General features: G+C 69.0%; 16 protein-coding genes and 1 pseudogene. 6 read left to right on the top strand and 11 right to left on the bottom strand.

Translation table 11 applies throughout. From position 1 onward, the window contains the following. Nucleotides 1-37: 37 nt before the first annotated feature. The 9 genes and pseudogenes from AB0F03_RS33080 to AB0F03_RS33120 all read right to left on the bottom strand — a co-directional run bounded on the left by AB0F03_RS33080 (nucleotide 38) and on the right by AB0F03_RS33120 (nucleotide 12427). Nucleotides 38-1633, bottom strand: coding sequence for a glycoside hydrolase family 13 protein (locus AB0F03_RS33080; RefSeq protein WP_361998882.1), 1596 nt, complete (start codon nucleotides 1631-1633; stop codon nucleotides 38-40). Between the two features lie 177 nt (nucleotides 1634-1810). Continuing rightward, a complete protein-coding gene (locus AB0F03_RS33085; protein WP_361998885.1) occupies nucleotides 1811-2707 on the bottom strand; it encodes a carbohydrate ABC transporter permease in 897 nt (298 codons plus the stop codon). A gap of 17 nt (nucleotides 2708-2724) precedes the next feature. Beyond that, nucleotides 2725-3690, bottom strand: a complete 966-nt coding sequence (locus AB0F03_RS33090) for a sugar ABC transporter permease (RefSeq protein WP_361998888.1) — start codon at nucleotides 3688-3690, stop codon at nucleotides 2725-2727. 7 nt (nucleotides 3691-3697) lie between these two features. After that, a complete protein-coding gene (locus AB0F03_RS33095; protein ID WP_361998890.1) occupies nucleotides 3698-5053 on the bottom strand; it encodes an extracellular solute-binding protein in 1356 nt (451 codons plus the stop codon). A gap of 366 nt (nucleotides 5054-5419) precedes the next feature. Continuing rightward, nucleotides 5420-5570 (bottom strand): annotated as a pseudogene (locus AB0F03_RS33100) (LacI family transcriptional regulator); the annotation flags it as partial. 603 nt (nucleotides 5571-6173) lie between these two features. Continuing rightward, nucleotides 6174-7847 carry a ricin-type beta-trefoil lectin domain protein gene (locus AB0F03_RS33105; RefSeq protein WP_361998892.1) on the bottom strand — a complete coding sequence of 558 codons (1674 nt, stop codon included), beginning with the start codon at nucleotides 7845-7847 and terminating at the stop codon, nucleotides 6174-6176. 209 nt (nucleotides 7848-8056) lie between these two features. Beyond that, the gene (locus tag AB0F03_RS33110; RefSeq protein ID WP_361998895.1) at nucleotides 8057-10228 is read right to left on the bottom strand and encodes a discoidin domain-containing protein; all 2172 of its coding nucleotides are present in this window, start codon (nucleotides 10226-10228) and stop codon (nucleotides 8057-8059) included. 826 nt (nucleotides 10229-11054) lie between these two features. After that, complete coding sequence (locus AB0F03_RS33115; RefSeq protein WP_361998898.1) at nucleotides 11055-12053, bottom strand: LacI family DNA-binding transcriptional regulator; 999 nt, start codon at nucleotides 12051-12053, stop codon at nucleotides 11055-11057. A 173-nt stretch (nucleotides 12054-12226) separates the two neighbouring features. Beyond that, complete coding sequence (locus AB0F03_RS33120; protein ID WP_361998900.1) at nucleotides 12227-12427, bottom strand: hypothetical protein; 201 nt, start codon at nucleotides 12425-12427, stop codon at nucleotides 12227-12229. A gap of 748 nt (nucleotides 12428-13175) precedes the next feature. Between AB0F03_RS33120 and AB0F03_RS33125 the strand changes: the two genes are divergently transcribed. From AB0F03_RS33125 to AB0F03_RS33150, 6 genes are all read left to right on the top strand, one after another. Continuing rightward, nucleotides 13176-14534 (top strand): sugar ABC transporter substrate-binding protein, encoded by a 1359-nt coding sequence (locus tag AB0F03_RS33125; RefSeq protein WP_361998902.1) that lies wholly within the window; start codon nucleotides 13176-13178, stop codon nucleotides 14532-14534. Between the two features lie 73 nt (nucleotides 14535-14607). Next, entirely contained in the window at nucleotides 14608-15519 is a 912-nt protein-coding gene (locus AB0F03_RS33130; protein WP_361998905.1) for a sugar ABC transporter permease, read from the top strand. Beyond that, on the top strand, nucleotides 15516-16409 hold the full coding sequence (locus AB0F03_RS33135; protein WP_361998907.1) for a carbohydrate ABC transporter permease: 894 nt from the start codon (nucleotides 15516-15518) through the stop codon (nucleotides 16407-16409). The genes AB0F03_RS33130 and AB0F03_RS33135 overlap by 4 nt, the downstream gene beginning before the upstream one ends. After that, nucleotides 16406-18475: a beta-galactosidase gene (locus AB0F03_RS33140; protein WP_361998909.1), complete on the top strand. Its 2070-nt coding sequence runs from the start codon at nucleotides 16406-16408 to the stop codon at nucleotides 18473-18475. The genes AB0F03_RS33135 and AB0F03_RS33140 overlap by 4 nt, the downstream gene beginning before the upstream one ends. A gap of 5 nt (nucleotides 18476-18480) precedes the next feature. Beyond that, entirely contained in the window at nucleotides 18481-20649 is a 2169-nt protein-coding gene (locus tag AB0F03_RS33145; protein WP_361998986.1) for an alpha-galactosidase, read from the top strand. A gap of 209 nt (nucleotides 20650-20858) precedes the next feature. Continuing rightward, complete coding sequence (locus tag AB0F03_RS33150) at nucleotides 20859-21851, top strand: LacI family DNA-binding transcriptional regulator (RefSeq protein WP_361998911.1); 993 nt, start codon at nucleotides 20859-20861, stop codon at nucleotides 21849-21851. Between the two features lie 115 nt (nucleotides 21852-21966). On the opposite strand, the gene AB0F03_RS33155 is transcribed toward AB0F03_RS33150, so the two are convergent. Continuing rightward, nucleotides 21967-22599, bottom strand: a complete 633-nt coding sequence (locus AB0F03_RS33155) for a TetR family transcriptional regulator (RefSeq protein WP_361998913.1) — start codon at nucleotides 22597-22599, stop codon at nucleotides 21967-21969. A 100-nt stretch (nucleotides 22600-22699) separates the two neighbouring features. Then, nucleotides 22700-24268, bottom strand: a complete 1569-nt coding sequence (locus AB0F03_RS33160; protein ID WP_361998916.1) for a right-handed parallel beta-helix repeat-containing protein — start codon at nucleotides 24266-24268, stop codon at nucleotides 22700-22702. Between the last annotated feature and the right edge of the window lie 463 nt (nucleotides 24269-24731).

Genomic DNA, 24731 nt, shown 5'->3' on the forward strand with positions numbered 1-24731 from the left:
TGCAGTACTGCCGGGACCGGTGGTTCGGCAGCGGGGGTCAGGTCCGCAGCCAAGCCGCCGTGTCCTGCGGCAGCCGGCCCTCGTCGTCCAGGGGGCCGCTGGTGAGCAGGAGGGCCTTGTGGCCGGGGAGCGCGATGGGTTCCGCGGCCATGTTGACGACGCAGACGAGGCCGTCCTCCCGGGCGAAGGCCAGCACGTCGTCCCGGGAGTCGAGCCAGCTGAGCTGTCCGTCGCCGAAGCCGGGCTCGCAGCGGCGGATGCGCAGCGCTGTGCGGTAGAGGGCGAGCGTCGACCCGGGATCGGCGGCCTGCCGGTCAGCGGCGTACGAGGCCCAGTCCGCGGGCTGCGGCAGCCACGGCTCGGTCACCGAGCCGAACCCGTGATGCGGCTCATCGGCGGCCCAGGGCAGCGGTACCCGGCAGCCGTCCCGGCCCGGGTCGAGACCGCCGGAGCGGAAGTGCATCGGGTCCTGGATGCGCTCCGGCGGCAGCTCAACCTCCGGCAGCCCGAGTTCCTCGCCCTGGTACAGATAGACGGCACCGGGAAGCGCGAGCGACAGCAGCGCCGCGGCGCGCGCCCTGCGGGTGCCCAGCACGAGGTCGGTCGGCGTGCCGAACCGCTTGGTGGCGAACGAGAAACTCGACTCCGCCCGCCCGTACCGGGTGACGGTCCTCGTCACGTCATGGTTGCACAGGACCCAGGTCGCCGGCGCCCCGATCATGGCGTGCTCGGTGAGGGTACCGTCGATGGACTCGCGCAGCTCGGCCGCGTACCAGGGACGGGTCATGAAATCGAAGTTGAAGGCGGTGTGCAGCTCGTCGGGGCGCAGGTAACGGGTGAAGCGCTCGGTGTCCGGCAGCCACACCTCACCCACGAAGACGGCGCCGTACTCGTCGGCGACGGCCCGCCAGGAGCGGTAGATGTCGTGCAGCTCGTCGCGGTCGACGTACGGGTGCGGATCGCGGCCCTTGACGAAGTCCGGCAGCTCGGGGTCTTTCGCGAGGAGCGCCGCGGAGTCGATGCGCACCCCGGCCACGCCCCGCTCGAACCAGAAGCGCAGGACGTCCTCGTGCTCTCGGTGGACGGCCGGGTGCGCCCAGTTCAGGTCGGGCTGCTGGGGCGTGAACAGATGCAGATACCACTCCCCGTCCGGAACCCGGGTCCAGGTTGCGGCGCCGGGAAACTCCGACGGCCAGCCGTTCGGCGGCAGTTCGCCGTGCTCACCGCGGCCGGGCCGGAAGTGGAACAGCTCCCGCTCCGGGCTGCCGGGTCCGGCGGCGAGTGCCGCCCGGAACCACGGATGCCGGTCGGAGACGTGGTTGGGCACGATGTCGACGATGGTGCGCAGCCCCAGCTCGCGCGCCTCGCTGATCAGCTTCTCCGCCTCGCCGAGGGTGCCGAAGGCCGGATCGATGGCACGGTAGTCGGCGACGTCGTAGCCCCCGTCGGCCAGGGGCGAGAGGTACCAGGGGGTGAACCACAGCGCGTCGACGCCGAGATCGGCCAGGTACGGCAGCCTGGCGCGTACTCCCGCGAGATCACCGGTGCCGTCCCCGTCTCCGTCCGCGAAACTGCGCACGTAGATCTGGTAGATGGCGGCGCCACGCCACCACTGCTCGTCGGCCGGGTCCATGAGGGTTCCTTTCGGGCATGCGTGGTCTCGCCCACGGCCGTAGGACCGTGGGCGGCGGGCTACGGGCTCGGCGCGGCGGGCTGCGCGCCGCCGCTCCCCGGCAGCGGGGGCAGGGAGGGCCGGGAGGCGGCGACGCGCAGGATCGGTGGTGCCACGGTGCCGGGTTCGCGGGCCGGCTCAGCCCTTGGTGCTGCCGGCGCTGATCCCGGCGATGATGTGCCTCTGGAATACGAGGAACATGGCGACCATCGGGATGCTGGCGATCACCATCGCGGCGATCAGGACGGTCAGCTGGATGTTCTGTGAGAGCTGCACCAGCGCTACGCTGATCGGTTGTTTGTCTGGGTCGGAGAAGACCATCAGCGGCCACAGGAAGTCCTGCCACACGGCGACGAGGGCGAAGATGGAGACCACCCCCAGCACCGGCCGGGACATCGGCAGCACCACCGACCACAGCGTGCGCAGGCGGCCGGCGCCGTCGAGTTCGGCGGCTTCCAGGACGTCGCTCGGTATCTGGTCGAAGAAGCGCTTGAGCAGGTACAGGTTGAAGGCGTTGGCCACGGCGGGCAGCCAGATGGCCAGCGGGTCGTTGAGCAGACTGGTGTGGATCAGCGGTAGGTCGGCGACGGTGAGGTACTTGGGTACGACCAGCGCCTGCGCGGGCACCATCAGCGTCGCCAGGATGCCGCCGAGGATCACCTTGCCGAAGGCGGGCCTCAGTTTTGACAGGGCGTACGCCGCGGCTGTGCAGAGGACGATCTGCAGCAACCAGGCCCCGGCCGCCTGGACGACTGTGTTCCACAGGTGCTGGGGCAGCTGCATCAGGTCCCAGGCATCGGTGTACGCGCTGATGTGCCACTGGTCCGGCACCAGGGTCGGCGGGGTGCGCGTGATCTCGTCCGGCGTCTTGAGGGCGCCGGTCGCCATCCAGTAGACCGGGAAGAGGAAGGCCAGGGCGAAGGCGACGACGACCGTGCCGAACACGGTCCAGTAGACGGCTTTGCCGCGGGTCCTGGACAGCGTGAGCGGGGAGACCAGGGTGCGCACCGCGTACCCGTTCTGCTTGGTGGACATGATCGCTGTTCCTCCTCTCAGTCGTCGGTGCGGGTGAAGCGCAGGTACAGGGCTGAGAACGCGCTCAACAGAACCAGGAGCATGACGCTCAGGGCACAGGCCCCGCCGAAGTCCTGATAGAGAAACGCGTACTTGTAGATGAGGTAGAGCACCGTGACGGTGGAACTCTCCGGTCCCCCACCGGTGATGACGAACGGCTCGGTGAACACCTGCATGGTGGCTATGATCTGCAGGAGCATCAACATCAGCACGATGAACCGGGTCTGAGGGACGGTGACGTGCCGCACCCGCTGCCAGATGTTGGCGCCGTCCAGCTCGGCCGCCTCGTACAGCTCGCCCGGGATGCCCTGGAGGGCGGCGAGGTAGATCAGGACGGTGCCGCCCATGTTGGCCCAGGTCGCCACGATGACCAGCGAGACGAGCGCGGTGTCGGCGCCGTTGGTCCAGTTCGAGGTCGGCAGGTGCAGGAAGCGCAGCGCCTCGTTGGCGAGGCCGGCGCCGGGGTCGTAGAACCACTTCCACAGCAGCGAGCTGACCACCGGCGGGATCATCACCGGCAGGTAGACCACGACGCGGAAGAAGGCCCGGGCGTGTCTCAGTTCGTTGAGCACGAGCGCCATGACGAAGGGGACGGCGAAGCCGATAAGCAGGGCCAGCGCGGTGAAGACGAGGGTGTTCTGCCACGCGGTCGTGAACTCGGGGTCGTGAAGAACATGGGTGAAGTTGTCCGTGCCCACCCACTGGGGCGCCGATCCCGGTGTGTACTTCTGGAAGGCGATGACCACCGCGCGGATCGCGGGGTACCAGGAGAACACGGCGAAGCAGAGCAGGCCGCCGACCAGGAACGCGTAGGCCCGGACCTGATCGAGGATGGCGCGCCGCCACGGCGGGCCGCCCTGGCGGCCCGTCGTGCCCGCCTTCGGGGAGGAGGGCGGCACTACGGGGGCCGGGGCGGCGGCCGCGCGTTCAGCTGCGGTCTTCATGGTTGCTTCAGCCTCGTGCGAGGATGCCGTCGATCTTGCCGGAGGCTTCCCTCAGCAGACCGTCGATGTCAGCATCCTTGTTGGTCAGGACGGCGGAGACGACGCCGTCGAGCACCGAATAGATCTGCTGGGCCTTGGGCGGCTCGATCTTCATATCGAGGTTGTGGTTGCCGTCCAGGAAGGCCTGGTAGTTCTGCACCGGCACGTTGGCGTTGGCCTTCTTGACCTGCTGATCCTTGGCGTCGGCCGCGCCGGTGAACAGGCGCGGCTCGGGCAGGCCGACGGGCGCGGCGTTCTTCTTGGCACGGGCGTAGTCACCGAGGAAGCCCTTGCCGGGGGTGAGGAACATGTGGTCGAGCCACTTGAGGCCGGCGCGGATCTGGGCGGGGGTGTCGTGCTTGTTGAACATGTAGCCGTCGCCGCCGATGAGGGTGCCTTTGCCGCCGGGCATGGGGGCGAGAGCGAGGTCCTTGTAGTTGCCGCCCTTCTCCTTGACCAGGATCGGGATGTTGTCGGGGGCGGCGAGGTACATGCCGAGCTTGCCTGAACCCATCATCTGCTGCACGTCGTTGATGACGAGGAGCTGCTTGCTGCCCATGGAGTCGTCGTTCCAGCGCATGTCGTGCAGGTTCTGCAGGACGGCGTGGCCGGCCGGGGAATCGACGGCTGCCTTCCTGCCGTCGGCGGTGACGACGTCGCCGCCCTGGGAGTACATCTCGGCGGTGAAGTGCCAGCCGCCCTGATTCTGGGCGCTGTAGTCGGCGTAACCGACGGTGCTGTCGCCGAGGGCGGCGATCTTCTTGGCGTCGGCACGAACCTCTTCCCAGGTCGTGGGAGGCTTGTCGGGGTCCAGGCCCGCCTTCTGGAACAGACTGCGGTTGTAGATCAGGCCCATGGAGTAGCCGGTGCGCGGGATGCCGTAGACATGGCCGTCGACGGTGTAGATGTCGCGCAGCTGCTTCTGGATGGTCTGGTAACTCTTGAGTTCCTTGACGTACGGGGTGATGTCGGCAGCCTGGTTGACGTCCACGACGTGTCCGGCGTCGGTGAAGTAGGTGTAGAAGACGTCTTCCATCTGCCCGCCGGCGAGCTTGGCGTCGAAGGTCTTGGGGTCCTGGCAGGGGAACGCGTCATGGGTGACGACTTCGATGTCCCGGTTGTGGTCCTCGAAGGCCGCGACGTCCGCGTCGAAGAACCGCCGGTCGACCTTGGCGCTCTTGGGCGGCTCGCAGTTGACCGTGATACGGGTTCTGCCGTCACCCCTGCTCGATTCGCCGCCGGAACCGCAGGCCGTGAGGCTGACGAGGGTGAGAGTGCCGGCTATCGCGGCGACGGTGGTGCGACGGTACCCGGAACTTCTCATCGGTGGACCCCTTTGACCATGAGCGTGGAATGCCCACAACGGTTGCTCGCTGTGTGGCGGCCCACACTCAACCACCAACGACAATAGTCCGCAAGATCTCGCGCTGAATCCGTAAGAATTCGACAGTCCGCAGATTGTGGAGCTGGAAGCGCGAGCCGCTCAGTCCGCGCGGACCAGTGCGGTGGAACCACGCGCCACAGGCTCCGGCTTGCGGAGCGCGACGGCGCTGCCCGCGATCTGTGCGGTGAGCAGTTCCGCAGCCCGGCACATGGCAGATGCTTGCGGTGACACCACGGTCGAGTGGCCGTGCGGTGGTCGCCTGACCGCCTGGCCGCCTGGCCGCCTTCCAGGGAGACGGCTTTGATCGAGGGCTTCCGCGAAGGCAGAAAAGATCGGGGTCACAAGCTCCGGCAGTACCAGGCCGACCATGCAGGAGCGTTCGCCCTGCAGCTTGGGGCGGGTGTTCGCAGCCCGGTACGCCGAGTGCGGTGAGCACCGATCGACGGATGGCCCTGGCAAGTTGTCGCGACAACAACGTAGGAATAATGCAAGTGTCTACGCAAGTTTGCGCAGAGCGGTGGGGAGTGACGCGCGGTCGCACGACGCCCGACCCACCCGATGAAAGCCGGCCGGGAGATTGGGGGGCTGGGCGGTCAGCTGTTACCGGTGAGCTGTCGGGTGCGGCGGCAGCACAGGACCGATGCGGACCAGGGCCCGCCCCTGCGATGCCAGCATGCCCGGTGTCAATCGGTGGCCCGCGCCCGGAGGCCGCCCGGCCCGCTGCCCGCCCCGGGCGCGGGCATTTCCAGTGGCAACAGCCGACACTGCAGCCTCGAGGCGGCCGCTGGCGCTGGCGGGAGGAGCGTGCCATGCCGCCGACCGACGAGCCAGACGTCGCTCACACTGGCCGCTCTTCGCCGCGGTTGGCCTCCTCCTGTACCGGCAGCGTGCTGGTCTCAGCGTCGGGTGGAGGCCGTCGGGCAGGGTGGGGAGGGACTTCTCGGCGCTCACCGGTGCGAGCGTTGTTCTCCGTTCACAGGGAGGACGGCAGCACGGCGGAACGAGCAAGCTGCAACGGTCGGGCAGCTGCCGGTCTGCCGGCTGCCGGTCCTCCTTCCTCTCATGCCAGGGCGAACTTCTGCGCGTCTGCGCCGTTACAGTCCCAGATCTGCAGGCGGGTGCCGTTCGCGGTGGCGCCCGACGGTGAGTCGATGCACCGGCCGCTGGCCGGGTTGGACATCGAGCCATTGGCGTTGGCTATCCAGTTCTGGTAGGCACCGCCGTTGCATGTTGCCAACTGGAGCTTCGTGCCGGCCGCGTTGAGACCGCCTGCGATGTCCAGGCACTTGCCCAGCGTCCGTAGTGTCTGGCCGTTCCAGGTCCACTTCTGGTCGAGGGAGGTCGCCTGCTGGCAGTCCCACAGTTGGACCGCGGTGCCGTCACCGCCGGTGTCGTCACCTGCGACGTCCACGCACTTGCCGCCCGGTCCGTAGATCGGGGTTCCGATGGCGAACTTCTGGGCGTCTGCACCGTTGCAGTCCCAGATCTGCAGGCGGGTGCCGTTCGCGGTGGCTCCCGACGGTGAGTCGATGCACCGGCCGCTGGCCGGGTTCCGCAGTGAGCCGTCGGTCTGTCGCACCCAGGACTGGTAGCCGCCGTTGTTGCAGGTGGCGAGCTGCAACTTCGTGCCCGCGGCGCTGTTGCCGCCGGAGATGTCCAGGCACTTGCCGAGAGTCTGCAGGGTCTGGCCGCTCCAGGTCCAGTGTTGGTCCTTGGCCGCCGATTGGCAGTCCCACAGTTGCACGGCGGTGCCGTCGCCGCCGGTGTCGTCCCCTGCAACGTCCACGCACTTGCCGCCCGGACCGGTGATCGTCTGGCCGGTCACCGAACCGCCGCCACCGCCACCGCCACCGGAGCCCGGCCCCTTGTTGTAGACGGCCACGGAGTCGATGACCAGCTTGCCGCCGGAGACCGTGGAGGCGTTCGGGCCCCCGCCGAAGGCGTCGGGGAAGCCGCCGCCGATCGCCAAATCGTAGATGATGAAGAAGGGGTGGTCGACCGCGTCGGCCCAGGTCGACGGGTCCACCTGGTTGGCGTTGACGGTGAAGAAGTTGTTTCCGTCTAGGTAGAACCGGATCTGTTCCGGTGACACCGAGCGGTCGATCTCCGCCGCGTAGTCGTGGAAGCCGGTCTGGCAGCCCGAACAGGCGCGCTCGCCCGAGCCGATGCCGGTCGACTCGTTGCACGGCCCACCCGGGTTCACGCCGCAGTGGAGGGTGCTGAAGTCGGAACTGCGGCCGTTGATGTCCTCCATGATGTCGACCTCGCCGGACTTCGGCCAGGTCACGCCGTCGCGCAGCGGCGCGCCGAGCATCCAGAACGCCGGCCAGTAGCCCGCGCCGTTGGCGGTGGTGACGTTGGGCTGCTGGAGCACGGACTCGATGCGTACGACACCGCCGGCCGCGGCGCCGAAGCCCGCCGACTGGGTCTCGACGCGCCCCGAGGTCCATCCGGCCCGCGGGTCGGAACCGGAGTGCAGCGCCTGGAGCACCAGATGCCCCTGACCGTCGTAGTAGACGTTCGAGGTGCTGTTGGTCATGGTCTCGATCTCACCGGTGCCGAAATTGCTGCCCGGACCGGTGTCGTACTTCCACAGGCCCTGGTCGATGCCGGTGCCGGAAGCGCCGTTGAAGTCGTCGCTCCAGGTGAGCGAGAAGCCCGACGGCGCCGGGGGCACCGCCGCCTCGGCGTTCAGCGTCGTGGTGACGGTGGCGGCCACCGTCACCACGACCACGGGAACCAGGCGGAGTGCTCTGATCCACCCAGCGCGCCGTGGCAGTGGTGGGGTTATTCGCATCTGTCGACCTCCGAGGGGAAGGTATAGCTGTGTTGGCCGCTAGGGTGTCTGTCGACCATCCCCGCGCCTCGCCGAGCTGCGGAATTATGTGTCCGAGCAGATCCAGACAGCGAAGCGCGGGGCGGGCGGGTCCGGGACAGCGGAGGTCAGGACGTCAAATACGCCTCCACCTCGCTCAACTGCCCGGCGGGCCATCCCGTGTTGGCGTTGACGGTAAGCCTGAGGTACCGCAGGCTCGTGCCGCTGGGCAAGGACACGGTTGCGCTGTTACCGGTGGCCGGGTCGAAGCGGTAGCCCTGCGATCCCGCCACGGCGGAGTAGTTCGAGCCGTCGGTGCTGCCGAGCACGGTGATGGTCTGAGTGCGGGCGCTCCAGGCCGAGGACGGTGGCAGTTTCAGCACCAGGCGCCGCACGGCGTACGACGAGCCGAGGTCGACCGTCCAGGACTGCGGAAAGGCGTTATTGGCGGACTCCCAGTAGCTGTTCGCGTCGCCGTCGACGGCCTTGCCGGGTGTGTACACGTCCTGGGAACCGGTCGCGGTGGCGGGGCGGTTCTTGGTCAGGTTGCGGTTGGGGTCCGGGTCGGGGTTGCTCTGCCCGGGCTGGGGCCAGTTGGAACAGTCCGACCAGGTGCTGGACCAGCCGGAATTGCCGCCACCGTCGGTCAGGGCGAAGCCGCCCGAATTGGCCGGGTAGGGGCAGTTGTAGATGCCGGCGGCTCCCACTCCGGTGGCGTTGACGTCGCGGAAGGTGGCCGCGCCCTGCGCCTCGGCCTGGACCACGACCGTTCCGGTGTTCTTCACGGTCGCGCCGGTCACGTTGACGTGACTCACCGGGTAGCCGTGCCCGCCGCCGGAGACGAACTCGAAGGCGCTGTAGGGGCTGTCGGTGATCGTCGTGTTGGTGATGTCGACCGTGGCGTTGATGGCGCTGTCGTAGGAGTCGACGCGCAAGGCGCCCATGGGGTGCTGCCAGTTGGGGTTCATGGCACCGGTGCGCACGAGTGTGTTGCCGTCGACCGTGATGGTGCCGGACAGCGGAGAGAAGGGGTCGAGGAACTTCTGGTTGGAGATCGCGATGCCGCTGCCGAGGGCGTTGGTGTCCGAGATGAAATTGTTTCTCACCGCGATGTCGGTGCCGCCGTAGATGGCGATGCCGTTGGCGAGGTTGGGCTGCGAAATCGTGTTGTTCTCGAAGCTGGAGTTCGTGTCCGGGGAGTTAAGCGACCACATGGCGAGGGCGTCGTCGCCCTGGTTGCGCAGGAAGTTGTTGCGGACGTGGACCCCCTTGGCGCTGCCGTTGAGGTTGAGGCCGTCGGCGGTGGTGTCGAGGATCCGGTTGTTCTCCACGACCAGGTTGTCGTTATTGCCCGTGAGCCACAGGCCGACCTTGAGGTGCTGCAGCCACATGCCGGATACGGAGGAGCCCGGTCCGAGGGAGCCGTTGACGAAGTTGTCCGGGCTGGAGTCGACGCGTTCGGTTACCTCCCCGATGACGGCGAAGTCCTTGAGGTGGACGCCTCCGGATGAGCTGGACTGATCGATGAACCGGGAGGTGCGCACGACGGAGTGCCAGCTGCCGGCGCCCTGGAGGGTCACGTTCTGGACGCCGCTGAGCGACGACGTGATCCGGTAGTCCCCGGGCGGGATCCAGACCGTTCCGCCCTGGGCGGCGGCGATGGCGTCCCGGAAGGCCTGCGTGGAGTCGCCGGTGCCGGTGGGGTCGGCGCCCTTGGAGACGACTGAGACCGAGCCAGCGGGCTGGGATGCGGCCGGGGCGACCTGCTCGAAGTCGGCGACGTCCACGGTGACCTGGGTACCGGTCGACTCGAAGGCGATCTTGTCTCCGGCCTGCACGTTGCTCCCGAGCAGGAGCCGGGTGTCGTCGAAGAAGTGGTGTGTCTTGGAGCCCGTGATCCAGGGGGTGTCGACGTACGAGTATTTGGAGGTCACCGGGAGCGTCTTGGCGAGCCTGGTGCCGTTGACATAGACGTTCAGCGAACCGGACTGACCGTCCGGGACGCTGTATGAAATGTTCACGGCGTTGGAGGCGCGCGGCACGCTGAACTCCACCCGCTGCCCGGACGTCAGCCGGACGGCCTGCCGTCCCGAGGCCTCGGATGCGAGCGTGCCCTGCGCGTAGTCCGGTCCGGTCTTCGTGCCAGTGGTGCTCGCCGACTCCGCTTCCACGGAGGTGAAGGGGAGTGTGGCGCCCGCCGCCGCGTGGGCGGACGGGGCGAGGGTGACGAGCATGCCGGCGGCGAGGGCGACGACCGCCCCTGTTGCTGACATGCTCCTGACATATCTGGCGCTGTGCATGTGCTGATCCCTCCGTGTGGGGTGCGTGGGGACGACGGTGCCGCTGGGGCGGCACCGGCCTGGAGCCAGGCCGCCATGTCCCGCGACAGCCAGCCGCGCCGTCCAGCGGGCTGCTGAGCAGGAGTCGGGGGTGTGCGGGCGGGTCGGTGGGCGTGGCCGCGAGGTTGACCACATAGCCCGCCGTCCACGCGCGATGAGGCGAGGACGCCGTCGGGGGCGGCGATCCAGTCAAGGAGCCTTCACCGAGGACCGGGCGGATGGCGACGGCTCGGTGGGTGAGCATGGAGTGCGGGTCCTGCTGCTGATGGCCGACCGCGAAGGCCAGTCGGTCGGCTGCGGCAGCCACGGCTCCTCCCGTGAGCCGAATCCGGTGTACGGCATACCGGCCGCTCGGGGCAGCGGCATCCGGCAGCTGTCACGGCCCGGACTGGCACCACCCGATCGGAGATACGGCGGATGCTGTACCTAGTCGACCGGGACGCGGGCCTCAGGCAGGCCCAGGCCCTCCCCCTGGTAACCGTGCCGGGCAGCGCCGGGGACAGCAGGGTGGCAGCGCGGCCCCAGTAGGTGCCGAGCGCCAGGTCCGTCTGGGCGCCGAGGGCCTTGGTCGCGAAGCCGAAGGCGGCCTCGACCCGCAGGCGGTAGCGGTGAGGGCCGAGAAAGGAACAGACGGCGATCACGGCGAAGGTGCTGCGAAAACCGGTGCTTGTCATCGGTGGACCCATCGTGGCAGGAGTGGCGCCGCACACTCAAGCACCGCCGACACCGCACCGCAAGATGTCGCACAGAATCTTAAATTATTTAACAACCGGTTGCATATTCCGGATCAACCTCGTGGGGCTTGCGCGGTGGAGGCCCGCACCACCAGCTCCGGCTCGAACAGCAGCTCCTCGGCAGGGACGGCAGTACCGCCGATCCGCACGTTGAGCAGCTCGACGGCCGCACGGCCCATGGCCTCGATGGGCTGGCGGACGGTGGTCAGCGGGGGCTCCATGCAGTTCATGAACGCCGAGTCGTCGTAGCCGACGATGGACACGCGCCCGGGAACGTCATACCCCTTGCGACGGGCGGCCCTGATCGCGCCGAGCGCCAAGGGGTCGCTGGCGCAGATGATTCCGGTGACGCCCCGGTCGATCAGCCGGGAGGCAGCCGCGTGACCGCCCTCGATGGAGAATATGGCGCGGGCGACGAACTCCTCCGGCACGTCGCCGGCGATCGCCCGGGCGGCAGCCAGTTTGCGGGCGGAGGGCACGTGGTCGACGGGGCCCAGGACCAGGCCGATCCGCTCATGCCCGAGGGAGGCCAGGTGCCGCCACGCCTGCTCGACCGCCACCGCGTCGTCACAGGACACGGCCGGGAAACCGAGGTCCTCGATGGCGGCGTTGACCAGCACGACCGGGATGTTGCGCTCGGCCAGGAGCCGGTAGTGGTCGTGGGGGGCGTCGGCCTGGGCGTACAGGCCGCCTGCGAACACCACACCGGAGACCTGCTGGTGGAGCAGCAGTTCGACGTAGTCCGCCTCCGACACCCCGCCCTTGGTCTGCGTGCACAGCACCGGGGTCAGCCCCAGCTGGGCCAGGGCGCCGCCGATGACCTCGGCGAACGCCGGGAAGATGGGATTCTGCAACTCCGGCAGCACCAGCCCGACGAGCCGGGCCCGCTCACCGCGCAGCTGAGTGGGCCGCTCGTAGCCGAGGACGTCCAGGGCTGTCAGCACCGCCTGCCGGGTGGCATCGGAGACTCCCGGCTTACCATTGAGCACCCGGCTGACGGTGGCCTCACTGACCCCGACCTTTTTCGCCACTTCCGCAAGTCGTCGCACCATAGCGCAAGAATAGCGCAAGTGACGCAACTGTTTGCGTTCAGGTGAAGCAATGGAATGCGGCGGAGACCTTCCACGACCATTCACTCCAGTCAGGGGCCGCCTGCTCGACCACCACGTGGCGGGTGTAGTGGAGCGAACGTCTCATGGCACCCGACTGCGCGACGCTACGCCGCTCACAGGTGCGGCTCACCATCTCGCGGGATCGGGCCGCTCCTCACCACAAGTTGCAAGGCGAGGACGAGAAGCGGTTCGCCGCAGCTGACCTGGGCTGCCGGCCAGGACCGCTGCCGTACAGGGCGGGCGTCCTGGGCGAGGGCCATGACGATCTCCAGGCCGTGCCGACCCACCCGCCCGGCGTCGGCGGCGCGGGCCACCGCAGCACGGCTTTTGAGCGGTCGTCCCGGCCCCGAGAGTCGTACTGCCGCCGGCCGTCGGCGTCCGGTCGAGACAGGTGCGGGTGCTGGACGTCCCCGGGTTCGGGGACCCGGCGAGTGCGGCGTGTGCCCCGGCACCGGGAGCGCTCACCGATACGGTGACGCTTGGCTGACATGGGTCGCCCCGGCCCCGGCGGTGCCGGCCGCGCACTCCACCGGCGCCCAGGTCCCGTTGCACGCGGCCGTGCGCGCGCCCGGCCGGGCGGCGGCGTTCGTGCTGCTGGGGCCCACGTTCCCGCCCCATCTGCGACGGCCCGCACCGCTCGTGCGCGCCTTCGCCCGCACGGCACTGCACGAGTCGCCCGGCGTCCTGCCGACCGTGCCCCCCTTACCACCGGCAACTATCGAACAGACGGTCCCGCAAGGCGCCCGCAGCGGCGGTGCCGCTTCTGACCCGTCACCGCGGGCGCCGTCCTTGGTGAGTCGCTCCTCGCTCGCAGATCGACCCACTCGGAGACCGTAACGTAATCGATTCCGCATGGCGAGGCTCTTCGCGGTTTCAGGCGGGCAACTTCGTAACTGTGCAGGTCATCGCGATCTTCAACCTGTGATGCAGGGCTTCGAACAGGTTGCAAAGAGAGCTCGGAACACAAAAACCCTCCTCCAGCTGTTGACTTATGTGGATTCCTGTTGTGATGGTTGCGCCCACCGCTTCGTCGGAGCGGTTCTCGGTGCAAGGAGCAACCTCATGGCGATGCGCGAGCACACTTCACTGGCCACGCGCTGCATGGTCGGATCGGCGGTCCTGGCCCTCATGGTGGTGACGGGCTCCGACGGAGGCGGTGGTGGCGTCAAGGACGGGGCCGGCTCGACGTCCTGTAAGCCTGCCTCCGGCAAGGTCGCACTGGACTACTGGTCCTGGGTCCCCGGCATGCAGAAGGCGGTCGACCTGTGGAACCAGCAGAACCCTGAGATCCAGGTCAAGTTGAAGACGACGCCGGCGGGCAACGCCGGCACCTACCAGAACCTCTCCAATGCCCTGAAGGCCGGGAAAGCCCCGGACCTCGGTCAGATCGAGTACGACTCCCTGGCCAGCTTCCGGCTGAAGGACGGGCTGCGGGACATCGCCTCCTGCCCCGGGGTCAAGGACTCGGGGCAGAAGTTCGCCGATTGGACCTGGTCGCAGGTGCAGTTCGGAGCCGGTGGCAGGGACGGCGTCTGGGCCGTACCGCAGGACACCGGTCCCATGGCTCTCTTCTACCGCAAGGACGTCTTCGACAAGCTCGGCCTGAAGGCCCCCACCACGTGGGACGAGTACGCGAAGGACGCCCGCCGTCTCAAGAAGGCGGGCAAGTACATCACCCACTTCTCGCAGACCGACCCGAACTGGTTCACCGGTCTGCTGTGGCAGAACAAGGCCACTATGTTCGAGCGCAAGGGTGACTCCTGGAAGGTCACGGTAGACCGCCCCGAGAGCCGGCAGGTCGCCGAGTACTGGCAGAAGCTGATCGACGACAAGCTCGTCGCGACGGACCTCCAAGGGTTCTCGCCGGCGCTGTACAAGGCGTGGAACGACGGCGAGGTGGTGACCTGGATCAGTGCCGCCTGGGGCTACAGCACCATCCGCGACAACGCCAAGTCCACATCCGGTAAGTGGGCGGTGGCCCCGATGCCGCAGTGGCAGCCGGGCGAACAGCAGGCGGGTAACTGGGGCGGCTCCACCACGGCGGTGCTCGGCGGAAGCAAGCACCCTGCCGAGGCGGCCAAGTTCGCGCTGTGGCTGAACACCGACCCGAAGGCACTGGAGATCCTCAACCGCGAGGGCGGCCTCTACCCGGCAGCCAAAGCCGGCGCGAGCCTCCCGGCGCTCAAGCAGCCGGTCGACTTCTACGGCAAACAGAAGATCTTCGACGTCTTCGCCCAGGCCTCCGGAAACGTGGACACCAACTTCACCTGGGGCCCCACCATGACGGACACCTACCGCTATCTCAGCGACGGCACCGCCGGCGTGATCGGGGGCAGGACCACTCTCCGTGACGTGCTCAAGGAGACCGGCTCGCAGAGTACGGAGTCCCTTCGCAAGCAGTCACTCGACGTGACCGGCTGACCGATCACCCTTCCTGCCACTCCCCGCCGTCCGCACGGGCGGCGGGGAACAGCACCCGCAAAGGCTGCCACCCGTGACACCCACCACCGCACCACCAGGGGCGCGCCGCCGCCCGCGCCGCACCCTCGCCCCCTACGCCTTCCTCGCCCCTTTTCTGATTCCGTTCGTCCTGTTCACCCTCGTCCCGGTCGGCTACGCGTTCTGGCAGAGCCTGCACAAGTCCGTGCGCACAGGCGGCACCTTCGGCCGGACCCATTCGGTGTTCGCCGGATTCGAGCAGTACACCACCGTGGTCAGGGAACCCTTCTTCGCCGACGGCGTGCTCCGCGTGACGGGCTTCGCGCTCGCGCAGATCCCGGTCATGCTGCTGCTGGCCCTGGTCCTCGCCCTGCTGCTGGACTCGGCGGTGGCACGCGCCAAGCGGTTCTTCCGGCTGGTGTATTTCGTGCCGTACGGCATCCCCGGCGTCGTCGCCGCCCTGATGTGGGCGTTCCTCTACGACCCGCGCCTGTCGCCCGTTGTGGACCTTGTGCGCTCCGCCGGGGCGCACGTGGACCTGCTAGGGCCCGACGCCATCCTGTGGTCCATCGGCAACGTCGTGACCTGGACGTACACCGGTTACAACATGTTGATCCTCTACGCCGCCCTCCAAGCCGTACCGGCCGACATCGGTGAGGCGGCCCGGATGGACGGGGCGAGCGGCTGGACCATCGCCCTGCGCATCAAGATCCCGATCATCCGGCCGGCCCTCGTTCTCACCGGGGTGTTCTCCATCATCGGCACCTTCCAGCTCTTCACCGAGCCGCAGGTCTTCCGTTCCGTCTCCACGAGCGTGACCAGCACCTACACACCCAACCTCGCGGCCTACGCGCTCACCGCCGGCGACGACTACAGCGAAGCGGCCGCCCTGTCGGTCCTGCTCGCCGCGGTGACGTTCCTGCTGTCCTTCGCGTTCCTGCGCTTCACCTCCCGGAGGCAGGCATGAGCGTCCTCACCCGTACCGAGGGAGCCCACGCGGCCCCGGCCGGGCGCCGTCCCCGTAACGACGCCTCGTCCGTGGTCACGATGGTCTTCATGATCCTCGTGGCCTGCTACATGCTGCTTCCGGTCTACTGGCTGCTCGTGTCGTCGACCAAGAGCCAGAGCGACCTCGTCACCACGCCGGGACTGCTGCCGTCCCACTGGCACTTCGGCGACAACCTGGCCGCCCTTTTCGACCAACAGGACGGCGTGTACGCCCGCTGGCTGCTCAACAGCCTCCTGTACGCCGGAGCGGGCGCGGCCGTCGCCACCGTACTGGCCGCCGCCGCCGGTTACGCGCTGGCGAAGTACGCCTTCCGGGGCCGCGAGGCCGTGTTCTCCGTCGTTCTGGGAGGGGTGCTCGTACCGGCGACCGCGCTGGCGCTGCCTCTGTTCCTGCTGTTCGCCCAGGCGGACGCCACCAACACCGTCTGGTCGGTGTTCCTGCCGAGTGTCGTCAGCCCGTTCGGTGTCTACCTCTCCCGTATCTTCGCCGCCGCGTCCGTCCCCGACGAGGTGCTGGAGGCCGCCAGGATGGACGGTGCCGGCGAGTTCCGCATCTTCCGTACCCTCGCGCTGCGCCTGATGGCCCCGGCGCTGGTCACCATCTTCCTGTTCCAGTTCGTCGTCATCTGGAACAACTTCCTGCTGCCCCTGGTGATGTTGCAGGACGACCGTCTTTACCCCGTCACCCTCGGTCTGTTCACCTGGCAGTCCCAGACCAGCCGCCTGCCCGAACTACAGACCCTGACGATCGTGGGTGCCCTCGTGTCCGTCGTCCCGATCGTCCTCACCTTCCTCCTCCTGCAACGCTACTGGCGCGCCGGGCTCGCCGCCGGAGCCGTGAAGTCATGACCCGCACTCTCGCCGGACTCACCCGCCGGCTGGGCGGGATCGCCTACGGCGGTGACTACAACCCGGAACAGTGGCCGCGCGAGGTCTGGCCCGAGGACGTGCGCCTGATGCGGGAGGCCGGTGTCAACCTCGTCACCGTCGGAGTGTTCTCCTGGTCCCGCATCCAGCCACGGCACGGGACGTACGACTGGAGCCTCCTCGACGAAGTGCTCGACCTGCTGCACGGGCACGGCATCGCCGTGGACCTCGCCACGCCCACCGCCGCCCCGCCCCCGTGGTTCACCCGGCGGCACCCGGACGCCCGCCCGGTCACCGCCTCCGGCACCCGCTCGGCGCACGGCAGTAGGCAGGTCTTCTGCCCCAGCAGCCCCGCCTACGCCGAAGCGGCCGACGCCCTCGTCACCGAGCTGGCCTCCCGCTACGCCGACCACCCCGCGCTCGCCCTGTGGCACGTCCACAACGAGTGGGGCAATCACAACGCCCTGTGCTACTGCGACACCAGCGCGGATGCCTTCCGGTCCTGGCTGCGGAAACGGTACGAGACCCTTGACGCGCTCAACGACGCCTGGGGCACCGACTTCTGGAGTCAGCGCTACGGCGAGTGGGAGGAGATAGATCCGCCTCGGGACAGCACAGCCTTCCGTAACCCGGGGCAGGAACTGGACTACCGCCGCTTCTCCTCCGACGCGCTGCTCGCCCGGCACCACGCCGAGACCGCCATACTGCGCCGGATCGCTCCGCTCACACCGATCACCACCAATCTCATGGGGACGCTGGAGAAGAAGGTCGACGGGTACGCCTTCGCCGCCGCGTGCGACCTGGTGTCGGTCGACCACTACCTGCCGGCCGCCGATCCCGACGGCCACATCGATCTGGCGCTCAACGCGGACCTGGCACGCGGGATGGCCGGGGGCCGGCCCTGGCTGCTCATGGAGCACTCCACCTCCGCCGTGAACTGGCAACCGATCAACGTGGCCAAACTGCCCGGTGAAACACGCCGCAACGCCCTCACCCATCTGGCACGGGGCGCGGACGGCCTGATGTTCTTCCAGTGGCGGCAGTCCCGCGCCGGTGCGGAGAAGTGGCATTCCGCGATGCTCCCGCACGCCGGTACCGGTGGCCGGGTCTGGAAGGAGGTCAGCGCCCTCGGAGCCGAACTGGCCTGCCTGGAGGAGGTGAGCGGCACCCGCGTGCGCGGCGACGTGGCCGTGCTTTTCGACTGGCACAGTTGGTGGGCCCTGGAGCTACAGGCCCGCCCCTCCGGCGAGTTCCGTTACCTGGACGCGGTGCGCGACTGGTACGAAGCGCTCTGGAGGCTCAACATCACCTGCGACCTCGTCGCTCCCGGCGCCGACCTGTCACCGTACCGGGCCGTCGTCGCCCCCGGTCTCTACCTCCTGTCCGACCAGGACGCCGACCACCTCAGGCGGTACGTCGAGCAGGGAGGCCATCTCGCGGTCGGCTGCTTCAGCGGCGTCGTCGACGCACACGACCGGATGCACCCGGGCAGCCACCCCGGCGCCCTGCGGGAGGTGCTCGGCCTGGTTGTCGACGAGTATCTGCCGCTGAGACCCGACGACCGCGTACGGCTGGACGACGGTACGCACGTGCGTCAGTGGGCGGAACGTGTCGAGCCCCGCGGCTGCACCAAGGTGCTCGGCTTCGCTGACGCGGTGGACGGCGGCCCGGCCCGCGGCGGCCCCGTGGTCACGCGGCACGCCTTCGGGCGGGGCACCGGTTGGTACACGGCCGCGCGCCTGCCCGCAGAGGTGCTGCGCACCGTGGTCCGGAGGGTGTGCGACGGGGCGGGGGTCACTCCCGTGGTCTCGGCGCCGCCCGGCGTGGAGGCGGTACGGCGCGTCGGCGACCGGGGCTCGTTCCTGTTCCTGATCAATCACACGCAGGAGGCGGTCTCCGTCCCTGCCTGCGGAGTGGGTCTCGCGGACTCCACACTGTGCGACGGTGAGGCGGTGGTGCCGCCCGGCGGCGTGGTCGTCGTCCGCGAGACCACCCGGCCGCGAGACGCCGCGAATCCGTCGCCACACCAGCGAGGAGCCCTCACGTGACGACCATGGTCACCGTCCCCGCATCACCCTCCGGTCCCCCCTCGCGTGTCGAGTTCGACGAGGCGAGCGGCACGGTGCTGCTGCGCACCGCCGACACCGCGTACATCCTGCGAGTGGATCGCGAAGAGGGCACGGTGCGGCACATCCACTGGGGTGCGCCCCTCCCCCTGGCCGACGCTGTGTCACTGCCCGTCTGGGCCGACCACGCCGACAGCTTCGCCGGCCGCTGGGACGGCGTCGAGGAGTTCCCGGTCGAGGGCGGCGCCCGGTTCGGTGTGCCCGCGATGGAGGTGCGCTTCGCCGACGGCAGCAGTCCGGTCGAGGCGAGGGTGGAGGACGTGGTCCTGCGGGGAGGCGATCACGTGGTCGTCTCCCTGCGGGAACGGACCCGGCCGCTCGCCTGGCGACTGCACTACCGCGTTCCCGCGGGGGGCGGCGTGCTGGAGCGGTGGACGGAATTCGTCCACACGGGCACGGCCGACGATGGTGACGTCCTGCTGGTGCGGTACGCCTCGGCCCACTGGCCGCTGCCTCAGCGGCCCGGCTGGCGGCTCAGCTCCGTGCACGGCGGCTGGTCCGCCGAATGCCGCCTGGAGCGGACCGGACTGCCGGTCGGCGAGACCGTGCTGAGCAGCCGGCGCGGCCATACCGGGCACGCTGCCAACCCCTGGGTGGCACTGGACGCCGGGGATTCGGGCGAGGAGCAGGGAGAGGTCTGGGTCATCGCCCTCGCCGCGAGCGGCTCCTGGCGCATCACCGCACAACGCACCGCAGCCGGCAGAGCCTCCGTGGTCGCGGGCGAGGGTCATGAGGGAGCCGAGCTGCGCCTGGAGCCGGGCGACCGGCACCGCACGCCGACCAGCCTCGCGCTGCACACCGCCCACGGCTTCGGAGAGGCGAGTCGTGCGGTCCATCGTCACCTGCGCGCCCACGTCCTGCCTCATCCGGAGGAACTACGCCCGGTGCTCTACAACTCATGGGAGGCCACCTCGTTCGAGGTGACCGAGGACAACCAACGCGCACTCGCCCGGCGCGCCGCCGCACTGGGCGCCGAACTCTTCGTGGTCGACGACGGATGGTTCGGCGGCCGGGACGACGACCGGTCCGGTCTCGGCGACTGGACACCGCATCCCGGACGCTTCCCTCGGGGACTGCGTCCGCTGGCGGACGAGGTGCACCGGCTCGGCATGGCGTTCGGCATCTGGGTGGAACCGGAGATGGTCAATGCCGACAGCGATCTCTACCGGCTGCACCCCGACTGGGTGCTGCACCTGCCCGACCGCACCGCCACCGAACTGCGCCACCAGCTCGTCCTGGATTTCTCTCGGCAAGAGATAACCGAGTGGGCCCTGGGATGGCTGGAGCAGATGATCGCCGAGAACGAGGTGGACTTCATCAAATGGGACTTCAACCGCTCGTTCACCGAGGCGGGAGCACGCAAGGGCGGTCCCGACGCGAAGCGGGTTCACATTCAGCATGCGCGGGGCGTGTACCGCGTGCTGGACCGGCTGCGGTCGGACTTCCCGCACCTGCGGATCGAGTCGTGCGCGGGCGGGGGCGGGCGTGTGGACCCCGGTATCCTCGGCCGCACCGACCAGGTGTGGCCCTCCGACAACACCGACGCGGTGGACCGGCTCACCATCCACCACGGCTTCGGCCAGCTCTACCCGGCGGGTGTCATGTCCGCCTGGGTGACGGACAGCCCCAATCCGCTGACCGGCAGGACCGTCCCGCTGCGCTTCCGCTTCCACGGCGCCATGGCGGGCGTCCTCGGCATCGGCGCCGACCTGACACGCTGGACGGACACCGAACTCGCCGAGGCGGCCGAGCTGATCGCGGTCTACAAGGACATCCGGCCCGTCGTACAGCACGGGGAGCAGTTCCGTCTTCTCGCGCCCGGACAGGGACCGCTGACGGCTGTGCAGTACCTCGGCGAGGAGGACGATCGCGTGGTAGTGCTGATCTGGCGGCCCAGTACGGCCTTCGGGCCGGCACAGCCGCCCCTTCGGCTCCGTGGCCTCCAGGAACAGGCCCGATACCGCGACGAGGACACCGGAGGCGAATGGTCCGGGGCCACCCTGACCGCCTTCGGCCTGCCCCTGCCCGACCTGCCGCCGGGTGACTGCGCGAGCGCCTTGGTACGCCTGCGGCGGGTGGAGGGCACGGAGGCGTGATGCGTCCCTGTGATCACCGGTGACCACCCGTGTCGCCGGCCGGATCCGTGGCCGCTCCGCCGCGCGGCGGCCACGTCCGGCTGATCACTGTGCTGCTCCGGCGCGCCGCGACGCGGGCATGCGCCGTGGCGATCGGATCAACCGTGCGAGAGCGCTTTCACTCTGCCGGCGGCCGTGAAGTATGGTGACGTCCAAGAGGAGGGAGCGCTGTGCGAGAGCGTGCCACCATGGCCGACGTCGCCCGCGTGGCCGGAGTGTCGTCCGCCACGGTCTCGTACGTGCTCTCCGGCAAGCGGCCCGTGGCCCCCGAGACCCGGGTCGCGGTCGAGGCCGCCATCACCGAACTCGGTTTCACCGTGAACGCCACGGCCCGCAATCTGCGAACCGGCAGGTCGAGCCTGGTGGCGCTGATCGTGCCGGACATCACCAACCCCTTCTTCGCGCAGCTGGCCGCAACGCTGCAGGAGGAGCTGCGCGGTCTCGGTCTGCACGTGGTCGTGTGCAACACCCGGGCGCGCCGCACCGAGGAACAGGCACTCCTGGCGGAAGCGGTGCAACAGAGGTTCGCCGGAGTCGTGATCACTCCGTTCCGGCTCAAGCCACCGGACTTCCAGCCGATCGCCGACGCCGGGATCCCCCTCGTCGTGAGCGCGGACGTCTCCTTCGGTCCGTTCGACCTGGTGACGCCGGACGCGCGCGTGGCCACCCGGCGCGCCCTGGAGCAGGTGGCCTCGGCGCGCCGAGGGCGCATAGCCATGATCGCCGGGCCCAGGGACGCCACGGGCGGGGATCCGCGTCTGGAGCTCCTGCGTACGCTCGCCCTTCAGTTCGGCATGTCGTTGCCGCACGAACTGGTGGTCAGGGGCGAGCACACCCGAGACGCCGGGGCGGTCGGGTTCGGCCAGCTCATGAGCCGTCGCTACCGTCCCAACGCCGTCTTCTGCGGTAACGACGTGATCGCCGTCGGCGCCCTGGACAAGGCGCACGAGCTGGGTATCGGCATCCCGGGTGATGTGGCTCTCATCGGCCACGACGACGCCTCCTTCGCCTCCCTCGTACGGCCCCAGCTGACCACGATCAGGTATCCGGCGACCGAGGTCGGCCGTGCGGCGGCGCGGTTGCTCACCGAGCGCCTGAGCGGCCGGGACGTGCACAGAACCGTGCACGTCAAGGCCGAGTTCGTCTCACGCGCCTCCGTCTGACCCTGCGCCGGGACCGATGGACGGCCCTGCGCGGGGGCCCGTGCTCCACTCACCCCCGAGGCAGGCCGCGTTCACGTGCGAGAGCCTTCTCGTCGTCGGGCGGCGGCACGCGCGGCTAGCGCAACACCTTCAGCACCGCCAGGGAGAGTCGTTCCGCGGTCGGCCGGGGGTCCGCTCCGGGGAGGATGAGGTGGCTGATGGTCATCCGTACGGCGATGTCCGCGGCCACGGCGATCAGTTCCTCGCCCCGTTCGGGGAAGCGGTCGGTGAACCACGCGCGCAACAGGCTCAGGGCCGCGTCGAAGATCGGGTCCGCGCGTGCGGTGAGGTAGGGCAACAGGCTGTCGGAGCCCTCCCGGGCCGCCATGACCACAGCCCTGATGAGCGGATTGCGGTGGGCCTCGGTGAGGACGAAGAAGACGGCCTCCTCCAGGGAGGCGCGAGTGTCCGCCTGCCCGGGATAGAGGGTCCGAGCCACGCTTTCCAGGAACTGGTGCGTCTCCCTGACCACCAGGGCGCGGCCGAGGCCGGCCCGGTTGCCGAACTCCTTGTAGACGGAGGGACGGGACACCTCGGCCGCCGCGGCGACGGCTGACAGACTCACCTGGTCCCAGCCCGACGCACACGTCAGGTCGCGTGCGGCATCCAGGACGCGCTGCCTCATGTGCTTGCGCCAGGCGACGCGTGGCGGATCGGGTACCGCTGCGTGGGCGTCAAGGGCCGTCGTCCTGTTCGTGTGTGCCACCATGCCGCAAGTCTGGCAGTGCGGCGGGCCGGTGAGGGGTGGGGTCCGCTACCCGGGCGGGGGGCGCCCGGGTAGCGGGGTTCGGGGGTGGGGTCCGGCGTCGTCAGGAACGCTTGCGGCGGATCAGGAAGATGATGCCCCCGCCGAGCACGAGCGCCACCGCGGCCACCCCGAGGGGTGCCGCCAGGCCGGCCCCGGTGTGGGCCAGCGGTTCGCCGTCACCGTCGGCCCGGACATCGTTCGCCGGGCCGGTGCTCGTCCCGTCCGCAGCGCTCACGTCCTGTCCCCCGGACTGCCCGGCGGCCGGGGCTCCGGGGTTCTGCGCGGAGCCGTCGTCCTGGGCCGGCGCCGCCGTGGGAGCGGTGCGGGGCGCCGTCTCCTTCGCGGTGAAGGCGTAGGCTCCGCGGTCGGGTGCGCCGGCGGTCCGGCGGGCGCCGGTGATGTCCGTGGTGACCTCGGGCAGCGGCTTGCCCGAGCCGATGGCGGGAGAGCCCTTGCGCAGCCGGAAGTCCGCGCCGGGGCCGGTGCCGGGGTTGATGAATCCGGGGTCGGCGACGAGGTCGTGCGGGCCCTTCACTTCGGGGGCCCGGCCGCCGTAGTAGACGTTGTAGTCGTAGGTGACACCGACGTTGTGGTGCTGGGAGTTCGTGTTCTGGCCCGGGCGGCCGTATGCGACGTTGTCGAGGATCCTGACGTCTGTGCTGTCCTGGGCGTAGATGTTGGCGTAGCTCTCCATGCGGGTGCTGCGGCCGTTCCGGTACGCCGTGTTGTGCAGGATGTCCACGTGCTGGCTCTTGTAGGAGTGGATCCCCGAGCCGCCGTTGTCGTAGGACACGTTGTTCGCGACGAGGACACGTCCCTGGTAGTTCTTGCCCTTCAGGGTGTCGATGATGATGCCGTTGCCGTCCGAGTAGCAGTGGCAGTGCTCCCACTTCACCTTGGTCTCGTTGTCGTGGACGGTGTTGTTGGTGATGCGGATCTTGTACGTGCCGGGGGCGCCCCGGTCGACGTCCTGGGCCTCCAGCACCGAGATGCCGCTGGTGGCGAAGACGGTGTACCAGGAGTTCCCGTACACGTGGTTGCGGTCGATCGTCAGGTGATCGACGTTCCCCGCGCCTATGCCCCCGCCGGCGCAGTCATGGACGGTGTTGCCGACGACGTCGATGTGGTGGGGCAGGGCGCCCGACGACCTGTTCTTCTCGATCGACACGCAGTTGGTGTTGTACTTCCCGTTCTTGGTGCTGGCGCCGCGTTCGGCGTCCGCAAGGGAGATATGGGCGTTGTTTCCCTTGACCTCCAGCCCGCGGATGACGAGGTGCGAGGCTCCGTTGACGCGGATGCCGTTCCACGCGGCGACGGGGTGGATGACGGGGTGGTGGCCCGGGTACGCCTGGAAGGTGATGGGTGCCCCGGCTCGTCCTGAGCGGGAGATCACCATGACGTCCGAGCCGCCCGCGCGCTCCGTGTAGGTGCCGTTCATGACGGAGACGGTGTCTCCGGGTGCCGTGCTGTCCGCGGCCTTCTGCAGCGTGCGGAACGGCTTGGCCGGCGAGGTTCCCGGGTTCGAGTCGGAGCCGCTGGGGCTGACGTAGTACGTCCGGGAAGCGGCGTGCGCCATCGGCGAGCCGGCGAGACCGAGGGATATCGCCGATCCGGCGAGTACTGCTGACACTGCGAATACGCCTGTGCGTTTCATTGCTGCCTTTTCTTCGAGGATGCTCGCGCGGACGTCACTCCGCCCCGGGCCGGAATCGGCGAGGGCAAGCACCGTTCCTTCGCGCAAGACCTCACGAACGATCGAGGGGAGGGAACGCCGCTTCGCGCACCCGCGGCTGGAGGAAGCAGCACTGTGAGGCTTCATACCGTCAGGGACGGCCCTGGCTCGCGGATCGCGGAGTGTCGGCAGCCCGATCGCGTCATCGCAGCTCGATGCGCCTCAGGCCGCCCACCCGCGGCGTTGCCCGCCAAGTTCGGTTCGTGGGGGGCAAGTTGCGTGAGTGACGGTGGCAGACTCCGGCTTCGGATGCAAGGGCGGACGATCTGTAAACGTTCTGACGATGTGTCAGTCGGTGATCGGATTTCACGAACCTGACGCCAAGGGGTTGCATCCTGGCATCGTGGTATACCACCATGCC

The organism is Streptomyces sp. NPDC028722 (assembly GCF_040637655.1).
GTDB lineage: Bacteria > Actinomycetota > Actinomycetes > Streptomycetales > Streptomycetaceae > Streptomyces.

Bases quoted from the DNA above. Each gene is read 5' to 3' on its own strand.
- AB0F03_RS33080 (WP_361998882.1), bottom strand. From the start codon at position 1,633: ATGGACCCGGCCGACGAGCAGTGGTGGCGTGGCGCCGCCATCTACCAG.
- AB0F03_RS33085 (WP_361998885.1), bottom strand. From the start codon at position 2,707: ATGTCCACCAAGCAGAACGGGTACGCGGTGCGCACCCTGGTCTCCCCG.
- AB0F03_RS33090 (WP_361998888.1), bottom strand. From the start codon at position 3,690: ATGAAGACCGCAGCTGAACGCGCGGCCGCCGCCCCGGCCCCCGTAGTG.
- AB0F03_RS33095 (WP_361998890.1), bottom strand. From the start codon at position 5,053: ATGAGAAGTTCCGGGTACCGTCGCACCACCGTCGCCGCGATAGCCGGC.
- AB0F03_RS33110 (WP_361998895.1), bottom strand. From the start codon at position 10,228: ATGCACAGCGCCAGATATGTCAGGAGCATGTCAGCAACAGGGGCGGTC.
- AB0F03_RS33115 (WP_361998898.1), bottom strand. From the start codon at position 12,053: ATGGTGCGACGACTTGCGGAAGTGGCGAAAAAGGTCGGGGTCAGTGAG.
- AB0F03_RS33125 (WP_361998902.1), top strand. From the start codon at position 13,176: ATGGCGATGCGCGAGCACACTTCACTGGCCACGCGCTGCATGGTCGGA.
- AB0F03_RS33135 (WP_361998907.1), top strand. From the start codon at position 15,516: ATGAGCGTCCTCACCCGTACCGAGGGAGCCCACGCGGCCCCGGCCGGG.
- AB0F03_RS33140 (WP_361998909.1), top strand. From the start codon at position 16,406: ATGACCCGCACTCTCGCCGGACTCACCCGCCGGCTGGGCGGGATCGCC.
- AB0F03_RS33145 (WP_361998986.1), top strand. From the start codon at position 18,481: ATGGTCACCGTCCCCGCATCACCCTCCGGTCCCCCCTCGCGTGTCGAG.
- AB0F03_RS33155 (WP_361998913.1), bottom strand. From the start codon at position 22,599: ATGGTGGCACACACGAACAGGACGACGGCCCTTGACGCCCACGCAGCG.